The following is an 18,663-nucleotide window of genomic DNA, read 5'->3' as shown; positions in this document are numbered from 1 at the left end:
TGATGCAAAATGAATTGTGAAGAGTTTTCATTCATAGGAGCTGACGCTGTATTTTCTCATAATACAGCGTCTGATATCTTCGAAAATAGTGCTTTATTGGAACGCTTTCTAAATGAGAAAGAGACATTTAAAGCACTGTTATTATGGCTTGAAGGCTCTTCTGATTCGCCACTGCAGTGGGATAAAGAGTCAATCAGTTCATATTTGCAACTGACCATTGTTAAAATAGACTCGCTTATTTCAAAGCAATTAGATCAGATTTTACACCACCCAAAGTTACAACAATTAGAAGCTAGCTGGCGCAATTTGTGGTGGTTAACTTTACAAACAGAACTCAGTGATAAAGAAAAAAAAGTAAAGTTACGCCTGTTAGATTGTGATTGGAATACATTATCGAGAGATGTTAATAAGGCTATCGATTTCGATCAAAGTAGCCTCTTTCAATTAATTTATCAAAATGAGTTCGACCGTCCAGGTGGAGAGCCTTTTGGTGTATTGATTGGTGATTACGAAATTACCAACGGGAATGCACCGGGTACAATTTACAACGATATAGACACTTTAAAAGAAATTTCGAAAGTAGCCGCAGCCTCCTTTTCGCCATTTATTACTGCTGTGTCAGCAAGCTTATTTGGTACAAACAGTTTTACTGATCTTGGCTACCAATTCGATTTATATAATCAATTTGAACAGGTCGAATATACCAAGTGGCGTAGCTTTAGAGGCATGGAAGATGCGCGTTTTGTTGGTCTTGTATTGCCGCATGTTTTAGTCAGAGCACCCTATAAAAACGACGGTACCCGTCACTTAGACTTTTTATATACAGAAAAAATAACAGCACCAGAAACAGATATGTTATGGGGAAACGCCGCGTACCAATTTGTGTCGACTTTAGTGCGTGCTTATGCTGAAAGTGGTTGGTTTGGTCAAATCAGAGGGATTGAGCCAGGTAAAATATCTAAAGGTATCGTTACCGGGTTGACGAAAAATTACTTTTCAACCGATGTATACAGAAAAGAAGCTAAGCCACCAATAGATTTGATTGTGACCAGTAAATTAGAAAAGCAATTTTCTGAACTTGGGTTTATACCTGCCTCATCCGTGACTAATACTGAGCATCTGGTTTTTTATAGTAACGCTTCGGCTCAGCAAGCCAAGCACTACGATAGTGAAGCATCGACAGTAAATGCCCGCTTATCGTCTATGCTGCAATATATTTTATGTGTGTCACGTTTTGCTCACTATTTAAAGCTGCTAGCGCGTGATCGGGTTGGTTCTTATAGTACAGCTCAAGCTTGTGAACAAGGCTTGCAAGCATGGGTTAATAACTACACGACAGCATCGGATTCTGCTTCAGAGCAAATAAGAAGTAAGTATCCTTTGGCAAATGCGAAAGTGAAAGTGACCGAAAATAAATCGAAGCCAGGCCACTACTTTTCTGTCTTACAACTACAACCTCATTTTCAGCTTGATCAAATGGTATCAAGTATCAAATTAGTGACTGAACTAAGTCCTCATCATCAAATAAAGGAATAAAAATGAAAAAGATCCATGAGTGTATCCGCAATGGAAAATTAGCAGATGCATTAGAGTACTGCGCACAAAAACTAAAAGATGATCCACTGAATTTTGATATCCGCAGCGCTTATACGGAATTGTTGTGTGTTAATGGTGAACTTGAAAAAGCGGATAAACAATTAGATTTTATGGTGACTAAATCACCTGAGTTAGCAGTTGGTGCTGTTAATTTAAGACACTTAATCAGGGCCGAGCAAGCACGACAAGATTTTTATGAAGGTAAAGCGGCTCCAAAGCTATTTCATGAAGCAGATGAACTCGATGAGATATTTCTACAGATGCATATTGCTTTACGTGAAGAAGATTTAAAAGAAGCGACAGAAAAAGCAGCCAAAGTTGAGTCTTTCAGAACTAATTCAGCAAATGAGCAACTTACTGCAATCAGAGATATTGATGATTCATTAAACCCATTTCTGGAAATTTTGGGGACCAACGGTGAGTTTTATTTAGCTCGCTTTGATGAAATCGAAAAATTTGAAGTTCAACCAATAGAGTCAATCGTTGAGCAAATTTGGCTACGTGTTGAGGTTACTATCAAAGATGGGCCTGTAGGTACAGCTCACATCCCAGTTGTTTACCCACACTCAAAGAGTGAAATAGAAAAACTAGGCCAAGTGACTGAATGGCAAGAATTAAGTGAAGAAATGTACTTAGGACGCGGAATGAAAATGCTGTTTATAAATGATGAAGCAGTCTTATTGTCTGAACTTGGTTCTTTCATCAATTGAGAGTGAAATTTTCATGATTGCAAGCAAACAGCCGCTCAAAGCATCAATTTTAGATCGTTTGATTGATGACGAGCCAGATGTACAGGACTCGCCACAGCGAACGGATGGTATCAGCTTATCACTTTTAAAAAGTTACGTAAGACGAGATATCGAGGCGTTACTAAATGCTCGGATCCAGTGGCATACATGGCCAAGTCAATACAGTGAGCTTGCAACATCGTGTTTATCATACGGATTGCCTGATTTTTCGAGCATGGTTGTAAGTTCGCATGAGGGGCGAGCAGCGTTATGTGAAAAAGTTCGAGATGCGATTTTACGATTTGAGCCTAGGTTTATTGAAGTTGAAGTGTTAGTTGATGAAGAACTCCCCCTTAACCGAGTATTAAACCTAAGAATTAATGCCTTGTTATATGCCGATCCAGAGCCTGAATATATCAGTTTTAACTCTGAAGTTGAGCCAGTTAGTTTAGGTATGAAAATCTATGAGTCTTCACTATGAATGATGAATTATTAAAATATTACAATCGTGAATTAGCGTATGTGCGCCACCTTGGGAAAGACTTTGCAGAAAAATACCCAAAAGTGGCAGGCAGGTTAAAACTTACAGACGAAGTGATAGAAGATCCTCATGTTTCAAGGTTAGTCGAATCATTTGCATTTTTAACTGCCAACATTAGGCAAAAACTTGATGATAGCTTTCCTGAGTTAACGGATGCGCTTTTAGGCCAGCTCTATCCAGACTACCAAGCGCCTATCCCTTCATTATCAATTGTAAAGTTAGAGTCAGAAAACCTATCAACGACAGGAGTCATTATTCCTCGCGGGAGTGAGCTTGAAACCAATGTAGAAGGAATGAAACAGTGTAAATTTCAAAGCTGTTTTGATACCAATTTGTGGCCCGTAGAGATAACAGCTGCTCAGTTTGATAACAGTCCTTTTATTGCGCCTAAACCAAAGTTTAATGAACCTGCTAAAGCGATATTTAAGTTACAACTGACAGGTGAGTATGATGGCGTTTCATTACATGAAACAGAGCTAAATGATCTAAAAATTTATATTCATGGACAATGGCATTATGCGCTCAAAGTATACGAACTATTGTTTAAACATTGCATCGGAATAGCAGTAGATAATGGCGATGAGGGAGTGCATTACCTCTCGAAAACTCATTTAAAATCAGTTGGATTTGAGGAGCATGAAGCTGTTGTTCCTTACTCAATGCGTTCTTCATCAGCATATAGGCTATTAGTCGAAAACTTTATTTTCCCTGAAAAGTTTAAGTTCTTTGAGTTACAAAATATTCGCTCGGTACTCCCTCGCAATGCCAGTACAACAACACTTTATTTTTATTTAGATGTTGAGTCTAGCGAGTTGGAGAAGCAAGTAGATAAAGACATGTTCTTGATGGGCTGCACGCCAATCATAAATTTATATGAACAAGAACTTGAACCGATCCGCCCAGAGCTAAGCGAATATGAGTATAAGCTCGCACCACGCTATATCGACTCTGAAATATCTGAAGTTATTAGCCTTGAAGAGGTGGTTGCATTTGACCACAAGGGGAATAAACAGATAGTGACGCCTTTTTATGCGCAAACACACCCTAAATATCAAGAGTATAAAGATCTCTATTGGCATACTCGACGAGAAACAGCACTTTGGGCTGGTGGCTATGCTGAGGCGGGAACCGAAACCTATTTATCATTAGTAAATGGTGGCTTCGAAAATAGTGCACAAGCTCTCAGTGAGGGAAATACGGTGGTAACAGCGCGCGCTCAATGCAGTAATCGTAATCTACCAGCTAGTTTACCTTTTGGTGATGATGAACTTGGTTTTACATTGCCAAAGCGTGGCGATGTAATAAAAAAAATCAGGTGTTTAGTTGCACCAACTCATGCGGTAAGACCTGTGCTTGGCAGTAATACTCGCTGGCAATTGATCAATCATCTGACTCTTGATTCATTTAGTGGTGAGCAAAGTGCAGAGAAATTAAAAGAAACATTGAGGCTATATGATTTTAAAGCAACACCCCAATCAAAAGGGATGATAGATAACATCTATAGCGTCAAAATTGAACCTGCAACTGCGCGTGTCGTGCAAAACGGTCGAGTCGCTTTTGCAGCAGGAACTGACATTGAAATTACATTTGCAAATGATGATTACGCTGGTAGTGGGGTGTTCTTTTTTGCTTCAGTTCTTGATTGTTTCTTCTCGCAATTTGCATCAATTAATAGCTTTACACGCTTAAGTCTAAAGTTAAAAGAACAAGATCGAGTTTATCATCAGTGGCCAGCTAGAGTAGGTTCCGGAGTGCTACTATGATTGCACAATTGCTCGAGAACGCGACAGAAATAGATTTTTACAAAGCCGTGTTTGTGATCGAGTCTCAGTTGTCGAGTGCGGCCCAGCAATATCGTAAAGTTGGCTATGATTGTCAGCCAAAACTAGAGCTGATTAAGTTTAGTTCAACACAAAAGTTTGGCTTTGCGGGTAATGCAATTACTAATTTAAAGCCCGCTAAAAACGTTGAAGGAATTACCCAATTTGATATGGAAGTATCATTTATGGGAATGACTGGCTGTTCAGGAGCATTGCCACATTTTTATAGTGAACTGGTGATGCAACGATTGCGCTATAAAGACAGTACAATGAGAGATTTCTACGATATGTTTAATCATCGTTTGATTTCGTTGTACTACCGAGCTTGGAAAAAGTATAAACCCGCGCTTAACTTTGCTAATAGTAATCAAGATAACCACACAAAAATTTTGGCACTTCTGAGTGGGGGGAATGCCCCTCATCAGCTTTATTTCAGTGGTCTTTTCAGTCGAAAGACGCGAAATATGGCAGATTTGCGCAATATTTTAACTTTCTATTTAGACTGTGATGTCAACATAAACCAATTTGTAGGCCAGTGGCAGCCGCTAAAACAATCTGAGCAAACACGCATAAATAGTGGAGGGTTTGCAGGCCAACATGCAAGGCTTGGTATTGATGCAATAGCAGGTAAGCAAATCTGGGATATCTCGACAAAGATCGAAGTTATTATCGAGCCCAAAAATGAGCACCAAACAGCCCGTCTTCTACCAAAGCAAGATCTTTGGAATTTAGCCCATCAAATTGTGGGTGATTTTGTTGGTAATCAAATCCAGCATTCACTGATAGTAAAAGCAAACTTTTATAAGCTTGGTGCAAAGCAATTATTAAAAGAACGATGTCAATTAGGCTGTAATAGTTTTCTGCTATCTGAAAACGCAGCTCAAAATGGCAAAGTCTCTGAACTTTCGTTCAAAGGATAAATAAATACAAGGAAATATTATGTCTACAATGACGCTAAATACACTCGTAGAAAAACTAAGCCCAGAGTGCAAAAAGAGTCTTGAACAGGCTGTTGCAATTTGTAATAGCCGAAGCCACTTTACTGTTGAATTAGAGCATTGGTTACTAGCGATGCTTGAGCAACAACTTGATGACTTTAGAGTTATTTTGAGCGCTTACGATATTGATAGAGACTCGTTAAAAAATGATTTAAATAAGTCTTTAGAAATGCACAAAACGGGTTGTAATTCATCACCGAGCTTATCGATGCATGTTACCAGTTTGCTCAAGCAAACGTGGCTTAGTACGAGCATTGATTTTACAGATACACAAATTCGTAGTGCTTACTTAATTTACACGCTGGTAAAAGATGACACCTTAGCAAGTTTAGTGAGTCGTTGTAGTAAAGAGTTTAATAAGATAGAAGCAGGGCAATTATTGCATGCTTGGCCTGAAATGGTCGCTAAGTCACAGGAGCAAAGCTCTGTGGCAAAGAGCCAAGCTGAAAAATCGGTATCTAAAAGTTCTAAAACGCCTAGTTTAGATCAATTTACAGTTGATTTAACAGCCCAGGCAAAAGCAGGAAAAATAGATCCAATTTTGGGGCGTGATTTTGAAATTAGACAAATGGTCGATATTCTTACTCGACGTAGACAAAACAACCCAATTCTAACTGGTGAGGCAGGAGTTGGTAAAACCGCTGTTGTTGAAGGATTAGCGCTAAGAATTGCTCAAGGCAGTGTTCCAGATGTTTTAAAAAATGTAAAAATTCACACCCTAGATCTCGCTTTATTACAGGCCGGCGCCGGTATGAAAGGTGAATTCGAAAATAGGCTAAAGTCTTTAATATCGGAAATTAAAAACACCCCAACTCCGGTTATTTTATTTATCGATGAAGCACACACAATGATCGGTAGTGGTGGTCAAGCCGGTCAAAATGATGCTGCAAACCTATTAAAACCGGCGCTAGCGCGCGGCGAACTCAGAACAATTGCAGCCACTACATGGGCTGAATATAAGAAGTTCTTTGAAAAAGACGCTGCACTCGCTCGTCGATTCCAAGTCGTTAAAGTGGAAGAGCCTACACCAGAAAAAGCAATTGCGATGTTACGTGGTTTAGTGCCTGTTATGGAAAAACATCATAATGTGTTCATTTCCGAGCAAGCACTAGAAAGCGCAGTACATTTATCACACCGCTACATCACCGGCAGACAACTTCCTGATAAAGCGGTGGGTTTACTTGATACAGCCTGCGCTCGCGTTGCAATGAGCCAAGCATCAACTCCTAATTCTATCGAAACTCTTGAAAATGAACGCTCAGAAATAGAGTCGCAAATCAATATGTTAACTCGTGAGCAACGCACAGGGTTAAATCACAGTGAGGTGCTTGAGAGTTTAACAAATAAGTGCCAGCAAATTACAGAGCAGCTTTCACCATTGAAGTCGCAATTCGAAAATGAAATGTCACTTATTAAAGATGTAAAAGAAGTCATCACAGGCCTGAATGATGAAACAGAACAGCCAAGTGCAGAAATTGAAAAGCTTCAACAATGCAAAGAAAGCTTGGCCAAATATGATTCTAACATGGTGCATTGGCAGGTTGATGATGAGTTAATTGCGCAAGTTATTTCTGACTGGACTGGTATCCCTGTTGGCAAGATGCATGAAGATGATGTGAAGAGTGTTCTTAATTTAGCAAGCACAATGAAAGAGCGTGTTGTTGGCCAAGATCATGCGTTGGAGTTAATTGCAAAAGTTGTACAGACATCTAAAGCGCAATTAGCTGACGAAAGCCGTCCGAATGGAATTTTTATGCTAGCGGGTCCTAGTGGTGTTGGTAAAACGGAGACGGCACTTGCATTAGCGAATGAAGTGTATGGCAGTGAAGAAAACATCACAATCATCAACATGTCAGAATACAAAGAAGAGCATAAAGTATCGTTACTACTTGGATCACCTCCTGGTTATGTAGGCTATGGCGAGGGTGGCGTATTAACAGAGGCGATCAGACGTAAGCCATACAGTGTTATTTTGCTAGATGAAATTGAAAAAGCGCACCCAGGCGTACATGACATCTTTTACCAAGTGTTTGACAAAGGCACAATTAAAGATGGAGAAGGTAGAGATATCGACTTCAAAAACACGATTATCATCATGACCTCGAATGTGGGTACTGATACAACAATGAGCTTATTTGAAGACGAAGAAACAGCGCCAAGCGTTCAGGGTCTGCAAAAGGCTATTCAAAGTGATTTACTGGAAGTATTTAAAGCTGCATTCCTTGGTCGCATTAATGTGATTCCTTATTTGCCACTTAATAAAGAAACTCTTGCGGAAATTGCAAAACTTCAATTAAGTAAAATAAAAGATAGAGTTAACAAAAATTACAAATCTGATTTTTTATATTCAGATTTTGTTGTAGATTATATAGTTAACAATTGTAATGACTCTGGTTCGGGTGCAAGGAATATTCATGCATTATTGCAAAATAATGTCCTGCCGTTATTATCTGAATCTTTACTTGAAAGCCTTGTTACTGGTAGTAAAATCAATAGTATATTATTAGATTTAAATGATGATTCATTTGTTGTTAATATAAATTAATATATTTAAATTAGTTTCTTGTTTCTTTTTTGGAGTCGGATTATAATTTGTCCGTCTTCATTAGTTGATGGAACATTGAGACATTGTCTTCGTCTAGGGAAAGGATATTGAAGACCTTTTCGTTGCGCAGTTAGAGATAATGATTTCAAAGGAATTTTGGGAAACCAAAAGTAAATGATCCAATGTAATGGATATTATTTATAAATTAAAAGGAGCATTATCAAATGCAATCAAATACATATTTAAAATACGGTTCAATTAAAGGCGAAACTACTGCTGAGTCTTTTAAAGATTTAATCACAGTTTTATCATTAGATTGGAACGTTAGCCGTGAAATTTCAGCACACACTGGTACAGCAATGGACCGTGAATCTAGCTCAACTCGCTTAGGTGATGTAACTATCACTAAACTTCAAGATAAAGCGTCTCCAGACCTTTTCAAAGAAGCGACAATTGGTAAAGGCCTACCGGCTGTTTTCCACATCACTAAGCAAGGTGATAAAGTTGAAGAAATCATGAAAATCGAACTTACAGATGCAATGATTTCTAGCTACTCTGTATCTGTTCAAAATGACCGTCCAGTTGAAACAATCACTATCAGCTACACAGAAATGATGATGACTGTTACTCCTACTGACGACAAAAATAACATCACTGCACCACTTGTTTATGGTTACAGCGGTGTTAAAGGTCAGCAAATGTAATTTTTTGCAGTACCTAATAGCTCTGAGTTTTGCTCAGAGCTTTTTTGATCTTTAGGAATAGGAAGCATGGAATGCAAAAAGCAACACAAGATAACAATGTAATTCAGATTAACACCCCAGCAGGTAAAGATACGCTTTACTTAACTCGGCTGGTGGTGCAAGAGTCTATGTCTGATTTGTTTGTGATGTCAGTGAATATGTTCACTATAGGCACACAAATAGCGCATGAAGATCTGGTGGGAAAACCTGTTTCTATTAAAGTAAAAAATGCCGATAGCGCAGGTGAGCGTTATTTTCATGGTATAGTTAGTCAATTAGTATCTAATGGTAGTCGCACTGCTGATATTGATGAACAAAAAAATTATATAGATTACCACGCCACTATTGTGCCTTTCGCAGCATCAATGCGAAACCGAAAAAACAGTCGGATCTTTCAAAAGAAAACAATAAAAGATATTTTTGCCGATTTGTTTGGTCAACATAGTGTCGCTTTTAAGGATAATACAACTAAAACGTATCCAAAGTACGAGTACTGTGTTCAGTACCAAGAGTCAGATTTTGACTTTATTCAACGCTTATTTCAGCAAGAAGGTATTTTTTATTTTTTCGAGCATAGTAACAGTGCACATACCCTAGTGCTCGCAGATGATATAACGGCTTACGAAGAGTGCGCAGAAGCAAAAGTTGAGTTTACCTCTGGTCACCTCAGTGAGTCACACATTAATAAATGGCAAGGTGGTTTAAGTATTGCGCCTGGCAGTTACAAGCGTATTGGCTATGATTTTAAACAACCACCAAGATACCCTGATGGCGATCACAAAAAAGCAGATTTACCGACTCAGTCAGTCGCTGAAATTTTTGAATACACAGCCGAAGCCGAAACCCATCCAAGAGCTGCAGGTTTAGCAGCCGTACAGCTAGAATCATTACAGCGTAATATGAAGTTAAGTAGCGGTAGAAGTGATTGCCGTTCATTCTCGGTGGGTAAATTATTTAGCTTTAAAAAGCATGAAGACCCGCGCCTAGAAGGTAAAACGTTTGCTATCACCTCGTTATTAACCTCTATTACGGTGCCAAATCAGTCAGGATCTCAGCAATCTGGTGCACAAGAAGTATTTACCAACCACTTTGAATGTGTGCCAAAAGATGTGCCATATCGTGCAGCGCACAGCATGCGAAAGCCTGTTATTCATGGTGTGCAAACAGCCATAGTGACGGGCGACAGCGCAGATGAAATTATGGTTGACCAATACGGGCGTGTGAAAGTGCAGTTTGATTGGGACCGAGAAGGTAAAAAAGACTCGCAAAGTTCATGCTGGATCAGGGTTGCGCAAAATTGGGCAGGTAAAAAATGGGGCGCATTTTTCTTTCCTCGTGTAGGGCAAGAGGTGTTAGTCGACTTTATTAATGGCGATCCTGATCAGCCAATCATTAGCGGTGCAGTATACAACGCTGATTTAATGCCTCCTTATGCATTGCCTGCAGATAAAACACAAAGCGGTATCAAAACACGCTCAACAAAAGAGGGTGGAGCAGATAATTTTAATGAACTTCGTTTTGAAGATAAAAAAGGCAGTGAACTTGTTTACATGCAAGCTGAAAAAGATAAGCAGCTGTATGTAAAAAATGATCAAAAAGAAAAAATTGATAATGATCGTTTCCTCGAAGTTGGCAACAACGATGATGCAAAAGTAAAAGTGAATCGCACCGTTGATATTGGTGAAAATGACACGCTGAAAGTGGGTAAATCACTTAATATTGAAGCTGGAAAAGAAATTGTTATTAAGACCGGTTCGGCAAAAATTACTATGAGTAGTAGCGGTAATATTTCTATAGAAGGCACAAATATCAATATTAAAGGCAGTAACGTGAAGGTTGATGGAAGTGCAATAACCCTTTCTGCTGGCATGATAAAGTTGAACTAGCATGGAATTACAAAATACGTTTCAATCAGGTTTCGTTCATGGTGCAGCAAGCAATGGCTTTACCGTTTATTGCCGTTATGGCTTACCTCATTTGGTATGTCTTTGTGTCAACCGCCCCGATGATCCGTTTTTGAACTTGCCAATAGATTATTTTAAGGGCCTAGATGGTTATTTTGCTGAGCAATTTTTTATAAACCTTCACCCTGTACTCAATAGTAGCAATGTGTTGTCGCATATTTACCAATACGCTACACAAACAAGCTCAATAATAAATGATCTTTCGTACGACGAAATAGCGCAGGAGTTAGCAAAACTCGTGTGCACAAATAAGTTACAAGTTATTCCTTTAAACGAATAGCCAAAAACAAGGAAGGCATTATGGGAAAACCCGCTTCAACGTTAGGGCATATGCATGTTTGTCCAAAAGTAACAGGTACAGTTCCTCATGTTGGAGGGCCAATTGTAGTGGGTTCGGCTAATGTGTTGATTGGCAATATGCCTGCAGCAAGACAAGGTGACATGCTTGTTTGTATAGGCCCGCCAGATAGTATTAATAGCGGTTCGGGTACAGTCAAAATAAACGGAAAACCCGCTGCTCGAATGGGAGACAGTACTTCTCATGGCGGTAAAATTGTTTTAGGTAACCCAACAGTTTTAATTGGTGGATAAGGTGTTATCACTCATTTTAAATGAGCATAAAGCAGCTCTTTCAAATTTAAATGTGATGCAGCAAAGTGCGTTTTATAGCATTGGGTTTATCGACCAAGTTCGTCAGCAATTAGCTTTAAAAGTACAAGCATATCAGGGTGCTAGCAATGTACAGTTTGAAATGGTGCAACGCATTATTGAAGAAATTGAGACGTTAAAGCAGCAAGAAACGTTATTAGATGACATTGCTGAAGCGTGCTTGGTTGCGCTGCTATTAATGTCGAACTCTCAAAAGCAGAGGTTATTGGGGTTATTAAACCGACATGAGTTTACGCTTTTAAAAAATAAGCTTTTGGAGAAAAGCTTAACAATAAGTGGGTCCGCCAATAGCGACTTTTTGAATTGGGCAAATGTGTACGGTAATTCAGATACAAAGGCGATTATTTATAAAGCAATAAAACGTGCTGTAAAACAACTCCCAGATATGCCTGAAATGCAAGAAACAGTAAACGCATTTGAAAAGGCTGCGATGATTAATTCACCGTTAATGTCTGTGTACCTATTATTGCTAGACCCACAAAGGATGAATTTTGTTTGCAACTATGTGAGCCAGCAGTTTACTCGAGAGCAAGCTATTGCGGTGCTATTGCAAACTGGGGCAACAAAATATGTCCCCATGGCTGTTGCACTGTTGACCGAAGTGAGGTCGGCCAAGAATCTTGTTGCTGGTATTAAACGCTGCTTAGGTAGTCAGCTCGATGAATTAGTTGCATTTGATACTCAAGTTCAGGCTGGCGATTGTAAGCAAGCCGCTGTTGATTTTCAGCGCCAATTTGCATTGAGTTGGCCAGAGCAAAAGATCAACTTTAATGATCAAACTCTGGTTTATGGCTTTGCGATGAATAGGCCTGTCAGTGTAGCAAGCCTGCAAGGTGTTGATTTTTTTAGTTGGCAGGTGATTACAATTTTAAATGCGCTTAAATATGACTGTCAAAATAGTCAAGCGAGTTAGCATTGAGTGCATTTAAAATTTCAATACAGCAGTTTGATACACCTTATGAAGTAGCCCCAGAAGTATTAGTACTAGAGGGGAGCTCAGGTCATGAGCAAGTGCAAAACTGGCATTCATTTGATGCCTTTATTTATGACTGTATTGTAAAAGCAAAGTCAGTATTGAAAGAGTCAGACGTGCAGCAACCGTTAATTTGGTTATTACCGGCACTGCCTTTTCAAACTGATCATAAAACACTATTTATAAATAGCCTTCAGCAGCGTTACGGCATTGCTGTCGAACAGATGATTTTTGAAGGCGCAAACGGTATGCACAGTGCGATTGCAATAGCTAAAGAGCAAAATTTTAGTGCTTTTGATGTGGTAGCAATTGATGGTGTGTTTAAAGCCTCAAAGCATAACGGCTTTGAATATTTAGGTATAGCGGCTTGTAAGGCATGTGTTGAATTTACTCAGGTAGGCTGGGCGTTGCAATCTACGAGCATGTGTTCTTCTGTGGATATAGCAAAACATCAGCCTATACATGCAGAGCTTGAACGTATTTTATCGCTAAATGAACAAAAAATAGATTTAGTATTTGCCCCAGGTAATGGCCTAGAAAGTGATGATTGGGTAAGTTATTTACCTGTTTTAAGTAAAAAAATTAATGAACAAACGATGTTCCAACTTCCTAATTATAAATTAGGCAAAATGGGAGCAATAGAAGGGGTTGTAAACCTCGCAAGCCTGACAAATAGCTCACTTTATGCTGAGCGTTTTGGGCAGGCGTTAATAATTTCGCAAGAGTACAACAAGTACCAAGCCGTCGCGTCATACTTATGGATAAGTAAGGAAATGTGCAACTAATGGATAGTAAAGCAGTTGTGTTACAGGGAACACGTTATCCCATCTGCCTCGTGTTAGCTAAACAGCCAGCCCCCAGTGGATTTATTGCTGTCGCAACGAATACGCCGGATAGTGCCTACAAATTTGTAGCAGAGGTTGGCGCGGTATTAAGTGGCGATGCTGCTAAACGATTAGATCTTATTCAATTGTTAAATGTTGCTGGTATTAATTGTCCAAGGCAAGCAACAGCGCGTGAAACTGCATCGGCTTTGATAAAAGCCTTAACCTCAGGTGCTATTACTTGCTTCCAGCAGCAAGTAAAAAGCACCATTCAAGTCAGTGATAATACTCGCTCATCACAGAGTAGCAGCTCATCATCTTCGGCTGTGCCAAGTAATGGTAATGCCAAAAAAGCAACACAAGCTCCTGCTAGCAATAAGGGCAGTGCCAGTAACACAACCGCAAGTGAATCGCCTATAACAGAACAAGAATGCCGTTCAGACCCGGTTTCGATGCTAACAGGCGAAGAAATTCTTCCTTTAACTGACTTCTCATTAGCCGCAAATAGGCCTTTAACGTGGCGTCGGTTGTATCGTTCGTCTCACTGTAATCAAAAAACAATACTGGGAAATGGCTGGCGACACGATTATTTAGTGCAATTAACCGAGCATTACCTACCACCGCCGAAAGTGGGCCCAAAGAAAAAGGGCACCTACTGGCTTGAGTATCACGACGAACATGGTGCGACTCATAAGTTTGAAAAAGTGAAGCCGGGGCAATCGAGTTATCAGTTAAGTAGTAACTTGGTGCTTCATTATAAAGAAAATGGCAAGCAAGTATTAGTAACACCAGATGATAAACACTTGACGTTTATGCCGGGTGGATCAGCATGGTTGCTCGAAAAAATCATCAATGAAAAAGGTCAAAGCACCCGTTTTTATTATGATTCGATGGAGCGTTTACACCGTATTGAAGTAAACAAAGTTCGCGGTTGTGTACTGAAATATAATAAGCACGGTTTGCTCAAAACGGTGCACGCTTATCGTACTAATGAACAAGGAAAATTAGTTCTTTTAGATCAGCCGTTAGCCAGTTATGAGTATGATGAACAGTCAAACTTAGTGGTGGCAACAAACCAATTTGCTGAACAAGAGCGTTATGAGTATAACGCTGCAAATTTACTAATAAAGCGAACTAGAGCAAGCGGTTTTAGTCATCACTTTGAGTGGGACTCATATGGTTATGATGCCAAATGTATTAAACAGTGGGGTGATGACAATACCTATTGCTATCAGTTCGAGTATCAAGGCAATAAAACAACCAGTATAGATTCACGCGGCAACCAAGAGCACTTTGTTCACAATGAGCAAGGTAAGCTGATTGAGCACACTGATGCCAATGGTAATATCACACGCTATGATTACAATTCGCTTGGACAAAAAGTAGCGCAAACTGATGCTCTAGGCTATCAAACGCTTTATACCTATACTGAATACGGCCAACTTGAATCAGTCACCCAAGCTGATGGTAACCGCACTCAATTTGGCTATAACCAACTTGGTCAACAAGTCGTTGTTATTTTGCCAAATGGCGAGAAGATTAAACGCCAATACAGTGCCTCAGGGTTATTACAAAGTGAAACCCAAGCAGATGGGCGAATAGCACTTTACAGTTACGACAAACAAGGTAATTTGACCCAGCATGTCACGCCAAATGGTCATGTATTAAAATACACATGGAATGAACAAGGTGAGCTACTTGCAAAGCAGCATAATGATGAGCTCATTCGTTACAGCTACGATAACCTCGGTCGTGTAAACGCAACCATTAACCAAGCCGGTCTGCTTACTCAATATAAATATAATGAGCAAGGGCAACTAGTTGAAACAACCGCGTTTGAGCAAAGTAACCCTGATAACAAACAACAGCAGCTTTTTACTTATGATGATGCTGGTCGATTAGTTAGTTCGCAAAACGGTAATGGTGATACCACAGAGCAGCATTTTGAGGGACTAAGCCAGCCCCACTGCGTGATCCAGCCAGATGGCAGTGCACTGCATTTAACGTATGATAAAGAGCGAAATTTAACCGCAATCGAGCGTAGTGACGGCCATATTTATCGTATCAATTACGATGCAAATGAAAACCCAACACAAATCACGGGTTTTGATGGTACTGAGCAGCAATTTAAGTACGACGCATGTAATCGTTTAGTGGCTGTCACGCAAAGCGACAAACGCCATGTAAATATTAAGCGTGATAAGCTAGGCCGCGTTATTTCGCAGCACGCAAGTCTAGCCACAAATAAACACATAGTTAATAACGCTAACCATTACAGTTATACGCCAGAGGGTAAAATAGCGCGTGCTCATAATGAGCAATCAACGATTAAACAGTCGTTTGATAAAGGCGGACGGCTACTCAGTGTTGAGCAAATCCACAACCAGTCTCAAACTCATAAACTTGCATACAGCTACGATGACTATGGCAGACGACAGTCTCTTACCTTGCCAGACTCAACAACCCTTTATTATAACTACAATATTTTTGGCCAGTTAAGTGCTATAAAGGTAAAGCGAGCGGATGGTGAGTTAGCAAAACTCGTTGAGCTTGGCTACGACAGCCAAAATAATATCAAAACTCAGGGTTTCGGTAATCAGGTTACCCTTAATCAGGCGTTTGATGTTTTTGGGCGTTTAACGCAGCAGCAACTATCACATCCAGAGCGCACATTATTTGATAGCTGTGATTATCAATATGATGCGGTTAATCAACTCATTGCGCGTGAAGAACAAGGCATTAGCTGCCAAAATACACAGTTTGAATACAATAGCCTTGGCCAATTAGTTCAGCAAAATCTAGCTGGTGCAAATTCGGGTACACAAGCGCCAGAAAAAGCCAAGCAATTTCAGTGGGACAGCTTTGGTAACCCGATTAGCCAAACTCAAGTGCAGCATGATGAAGCAGTCAATAAACAAGAAGCTAATGATGCTGTTACACATAGCCAAGTCGATGCTGACAGGTTAACCCATTTTGGCGATAGCGATTTTGAATACGATGACTGTGGTAACCAAGTACGCGAAACGGGCAAAGGTATAAAAACGCACCGTGAATACAATGCGTTCAACCAATTAAGCAGCTTTAACAACAACGGCACGCTAACACATTACGACTACGACCCACTGGGTCGTCGCATTGCTAAGCAGACTGAGCATGGCAAGATTGATTATATTTGGGATAACGACCAGCTAATAGGTGAATACCAGCACGGCGAGTATACCTGGTACATCAACTTACCCAATCAATTTCACCCGGTCGCACTGATTAAACAAGGTGAGCTGTACTACTATCACCTAGACCAACTAAATACCCCACGTTTTGTTACAAACAACAATGCAGAAGTTGTATGGCAAAACCACGCCGATGTGTACGGCTATGAAGAACCAAAAGCCGATACTGACTTTAATAAAGAAAACAGCTTCACTCAGCCAATACGTTTTCAAGGACAATATTTTGATGATGAAAGCGGCCTACACTACAACCGCTACCGCTATTACAGCCCCAAACAACAACGCTTTATAAACCAAGACCCGATAGGCTTAGTAGGCGGCATAAACCACTACCAATATGCGCCGAATCCGGTTAATTGGGTAGATCCGTTTGGGTTGTTATGTAAAGAAGGACAGGCAAAAGTAAAAGCAGCACTTGATGCTAATTCAGCTATTTCACCTGAACTAAAAGTAAAAATCATTAAACTATCCCAACTCCCAGAAGATGCATCTCCTTATACAGCAGATGAAATGGTTAACCATATTAACCTTGGTACTGCTGAAAAGTTAGTTCAAGAGGAAAAAGTCGATTCAAATCCAGAACCAAAATCTCTCGAAGAGTGCTTGGAAAGGTTAGATATTGCTCGTAAGAATATTATTAAAGATGGCTACAAAGCAAAATATACTGACGCTGAGTTAGTGAAAAAATCAAAAGATGGTTCTGTTGGGAAGTCACGATTCCTAGTAAGTTTTCAACCAGTGAATAATAATGCTGATGCAAAATTAGCCTTCCAAAAACCAAATGGTTTAGTCGCAATGTGGGCAACTAGTTTTGATATGCTTGAGAATGCTGACAGCGACCCACAGATAATTGCAGATTTATTGGCAACCGGTTGTGACCCATCTAAGGAGTATGTGCTTCATATAGTTGATCGCGGTGAAGATTTGAATAGTTTTGGTGAAAATACCTTTGTGCCCACGTGGAGTGAATTAGAAAAACCAGCGAGGAAACATCTTGAACCAAAACACCATGATGCTTTAGGTAGTGTTCTAAATTCTGATTATCAAAAGCAGTATGCTGCTCATATGAGAGAATATTGGGAAAATGGTTTAAATGAGTTTAATCCGAAGGATCAAGATGAGTTTATAGAATCTCTAGATGATAAGGTGAAAGAAGATAAATTTGCAGCACGGCATGCCCTTAGGACAGAGTTTGGCGCGAATAGTGAATTTACTGGTGATGGGATGACGCAGTGCAGACATGCCGGAAACGACCATGGTGTGGTAGAAACATTAACATTGGAAAATGACCCCCCTACAATTGCAGAAATGAAAAATGTAACGACAATCCATTTAACACCTATTAAAGGATAAATACAGTGAAGGATATAATAAAGTCTCCTTTAGGGCTAATTGATCATAAAAATTTGCAGAGTGATGAAGTAGTACTTTTGGCTCTTAATTATGAGATGTTTCAAGATGAAAGAAACTTACTTATTAAAAAAGGGGATTATTTAATCGTGTCCTCTAACTTCTATTCTAAAATGAAAAAAATAAGAAGATATACGCAGTCTGAATACCCGTTAACTGCATTGCCTTGGATAATTGATAAAATAGAAAATGGCTTTTTTAAAAAGAAAAGTGAAGGGGGGTTTTCAAACTTTGAGCGAAGCATATCGGCTGAGTTTGATGGAGAGACGATTGGTATTAATGCAATGATTCATTGTTGTGCTGAAAACCTACCTGGGTTGAATATTTGGAACGGAAATAGGAAAAGCTATATTTCTAACATAGCACCTCAAAGGTGGGATATACCTAATTACATGTTAAAAGGTGGATTGTTAGAAGAGATGAAAAAAATAGCTGCTAAATATTCCTGAACTTTTTTACTAATTATTGATTGCATTTTGGTATTTTTGTATTGAGTAAGTTAATTGGAATCAAAAAGTGTGTGGAATATTATAGAGAAAGCTGAAAAGTATTTTAATTTATTTTTATTGTCTTTGTGTTTTGTAAATAATATGTAAAGTCGCATATTTAAAATTTATTTTAA

14 protein-coding genes are annotated in these 18,663 nt (G+C 39.4%); all 14 read left to right on the top strand.

Annotated elements, in window-relative coordinates:
- Nucleotides 1-9: 9 nt before the first annotated feature.
- The 14 genes from tssC (at nt 10) to L1267_RS09685 (ending at nt 18,490) form a co-directional block, all read left to right on the top strand.
- Nucleotides 10-1,536 carry a type VI secretion system contractile sheath large subunit gene (gene tssC, locus L1267_RS09750; protein ID WP_235382707.1) on the top strand — a complete coding sequence of 509 codons (1,527 nt, stop codon included), beginning with the start codon at nt 10-12 and terminating at the stop codon, nt 1,534-1,536.
- A 2-nt stretch (nt 1,537-1,538) separates the two neighbouring features.
- Nucleotides 1,539-2,306 (top strand): type VI secretion system accessory protein TagJ, encoded by a 768-nt coding sequence (locus L1267_RS09745; RefSeq protein ID WP_138557100.1) that lies wholly within the window; start codon nt 1,539-1,541, stop codon nt 2,304-2,306.
- Nucleotides 2,307-2,319: 13 nt separating this feature from the next.
- Nucleotides 2,320-2,805, top strand: a complete 486-nt coding sequence (gene tssE, locus L1267_RS09740) for a type VI secretion system baseplate subunit TssE (RefSeq protein WP_135926851.1) — start codon at nt 2,320-2,322, stop codon at nt 2,803-2,805.
- Entirely contained in the window at nt 2,802-4,628 is a 1,827-nt protein-coding gene (tssF, locus tag L1267_RS09735; protein WP_235382706.1) for a type VI secretion system baseplate subunit TssF, read from the top strand. The genes tssE and tssF overlap by 4 nt, the downstream gene beginning before the upstream one ends.
- A complete protein-coding gene (gene tssG / locus L1267_RS09730) occupies nt 4,625-5,605 on the top strand; it encodes a type VI secretion system baseplate subunit TssG (protein WP_235382705.1) in 981 nt (326 codons plus the stop codon). The genes tssF and tssG overlap by 4 nt, the downstream gene beginning before the upstream one ends.
- Before the next feature lie 19 nt (nt 5,606-5,624).
- Nucleotides 5,625-8,228: a type VI secretion system ATPase TssH gene (gene tssH / locus L1267_RS09725; RefSeq protein ID WP_235382704.1), complete on the top strand. Its 2,604-nt coding sequence runs from the start codon at nt 5,625-5,627 to the stop codon at nt 8,226-8,228.
- Between the two features lie 224 nt (nt 8,229-8,452).
- On the top strand, nt 8,453-8,932 hold the full coding sequence (locus L1267_RS09720; RefSeq protein ID WP_105181734.1) for an Hcp family type VI secretion system effector: 480 nt from the start codon (nt 8,453-8,455) through the stop codon (nt 8,930-8,932).
- A 71-nt stretch (nt 8,933-9,003) separates the two neighbouring features.
- Entirely contained in the window at nt 9,004-10,857 is a 1,854-nt protein-coding gene (locus L1267_RS09715; RefSeq protein WP_235382703.1) for a type VI secretion system Vgr family protein, read from the top strand.
- Nucleotide 10,858: 1 nt separating this feature from the next.
- Nucleotides 10,859-11,215 (top strand): hypothetical protein, encoded by a 357-nt coding sequence (locus tag L1267_RS09710; protein ID WP_235382702.1) that lies wholly within the window; start codon nt 10,859-10,861, stop codon nt 11,213-11,215.
- 20 nt (nt 11,216-11,235) lie between these two features.
- A complete protein-coding gene (locus L1267_RS09705; protein WP_138557106.1) occupies nt 11,236-11,526 on the top strand; it encodes a PAAR domain-containing protein in 291 nt (96 codons plus the stop codon).
- A 1-nt stretch (nt 11,527) separates the two neighbouring features.
- A complete protein-coding gene (locus L1267_RS09700; RefSeq protein WP_138557107.1) occupies nt 11,528-12,517 on the top strand; it encodes a hypothetical protein in 990 nt (329 codons plus the stop codon).
- 2 nt (nt 12,518-12,519) lie between these two features.
- The gene (locus L1267_RS09695) at nt 12,520-13,362 is read left to right on the top strand and encodes a hypothetical protein (protein WP_138557108.1); all 843 of its coding nucleotides are present in this window, start codon (nt 12,520-12,522) and stop codon (nt 13,360-13,362) included.
- The gene (locus L1267_RS09690; protein ID WP_235382701.1) at nt 13,362-17,984 is read left to right on the top strand and encodes an RHS repeat-associated core domain-containing protein; all 4,623 of its coding nucleotides are present in this window, start codon (nt 13,362-13,364) and stop codon (nt 17,982-17,984) included. Before L1267_RS09695 ends, L1267_RS09690 begins: the two co-directional genes overlap by 1 nt.
- Nucleotides 17,985-17,989: 5 nt before the next feature.
- On the top strand, nt 17,990-18,490 hold the full coding sequence (locus L1267_RS09685) for a hypothetical protein (RefSeq protein ID WP_138557110.1): 501 nt from the start codon (nt 17,990-17,992) through the stop codon (nt 18,488-18,490).
- Nucleotides 18,491-18,663: the final 173 nt, after the last annotated feature.

The sequence above is a fragment of the Pseudoalteromonas sp. OFAV1 genome, from assembly GCF_021532595.1.
Lineage (GTDB): Bacteria > Pseudomonadota > Gammaproteobacteria > Enterobacterales > Alteromonadaceae > Pseudoalteromonas > Pseudoalteromonas lipolytica_C.
This window is presented reverse-complemented; position numbering and strand designations above follow the sequence as displayed.

Bases quoted from the DNA above. Each gene is read 5' to 3' on its own strand.
- tssF (WP_235382706.1), top strand. From the start codon at position 2,802: ATGAATGATGAATTATTAAAATATTACAATCGTGAATTAGCGTATGTG.
- L1267_RS09720 (WP_105181734.1), top strand. From the start codon at position 8,453: ATGCAATCAAATACATATTTAAAATACGGTTCAATTAAAGGCGAAACT.
- L1267_RS09715 (WP_235382703.1), top strand. From the start codon at position 9,004: ATGCAAAAAGCAACACAAGATAACAATGTAATTCAGATTAACACCCCA.
- L1267_RS09705 (WP_138557106.1), top strand. From the start codon at position 11,236: ATGGGAAAACCCGCTTCAACGTTAGGGCATATGCATGTTTGTCCAAAA.
- tssH (WP_235382704.1), top strand. From the start codon at position 5,625: ATGTCTACAATGACGCTAAATACACTCGTAGAAAAACTAAGCCCAGAG.
- L1267_RS09690 (WP_235382701.1), top strand. From the start codon at position 13,362: ATGGATAGTAAAGCAGTTGTGTTACAGGGAACACGTTATCCCATCTGC.
- L1267_RS09745 (WP_138557100.1), top strand. From the start codon at position 1,539: ATGAAAAAGATCCATGAGTGTATCCGCAATGGAAAATTAGCAGATGCA.
- tssG (WP_235382705.1), top strand. From the start codon at position 4,625: ATGATTGCACAATTGCTCGAGAACGCGACAGAAATAGATTTTTACAAA.
- tssC (WP_235382707.1), top strand. From the start codon at position 10: ATGAATTGTGAAGAGTTTTCATTCATAGGAGCTGACGCTGTATTTTCT.
- L1267_RS09710 (WP_235382702.1), top strand. From the start codon at position 10,859: ATGGAATTACAAAATACGTTTCAATCAGGTTTCGTTCATGGTGCAGCA.
- tssE (WP_135926851.1), top strand. From the start codon at position 2,320: ATGATTGCAAGCAAACAGCCGCTCAAAGCATCAATTTTAGATCGTTTG.